General features: G+C 62.1%; 1 protein-coding gene. It reads right to left on the bottom strand.

Features of this window, described 5'->3' with window-relative positions:
- Positions 1-310: 310 nt before the first annotated feature.
- Positions 311-681 (bottom strand): hypothetical protein (locus tag AC1DVK_RS27075; protein WP_477627841.1); only part of this gene is annotated, 371 nt, incomplete at its 5' end.

Below are 681 nucleotides of genomic sequence, written 5' to 3'. Positions count from 1 at the left end.
AGGCCGCCGGCGAGTGCTCGGGTGGCGATGCCGCGGGCCATGTTGCCGTTGCCGATGATGGTGAGGTTCGTCATGGGTGACTTCTTTCCGAATATGCGGGCCACGAGGGTTTTCATCAGATTCTGTTCTCTTGGGGGAGTGATGCTTGAAGCTACAACTAAATGTACATCAGGAAAGTTGAAGCGTCAACTAATTCTTCGAACGGAACGAGGTGTTTGCGTTTAATGGCCACGCGGCGGGCGCGTGTGGGAAGTGAATTCCCCCGGGGTTTGGCGCGGGGGAGCGGCGGCTATGCAGGCCGGGCTCGCGCCTATGACGGCCGCTGGGCCGTATCCACGGCATCTTGAGCGAGCAGTTCGCCGGTGCGCACGATGGATGCGCGCCTGCGCTCTTCGTCCGGCGGTCCGGTGATCACGAGGGGGACATTCGGGCTCGAGACCCAGGCGTGGCATAGGGTGACGATGGTCAGGAGCAGGTCTTCCGCAGCCGCCTCGCTCAAGGCCGGAAGGGCATTCCGGATCTCGGTGACTTTGTTCGCCGAGCGGAGGGTGCGGGCCTCGGCTCCTACGGGATGTCCCTGCTCAAGTCCCTCCCAAAAGGTAAGGCGTGCGAGGCTGGGGCGGCTCCTGGAAAAATCAAAGTACCGTCCCGCGAAATCTCCGATCGCAACAGGACCCATGC

This window comes from Peribacillus sp. P4_B1, from assembly GCF_056402395.1.
Note: the sequence above shows the minus strand (reverse complement) of the source record. Positions and strands in the feature narration are given on the sequence as shown.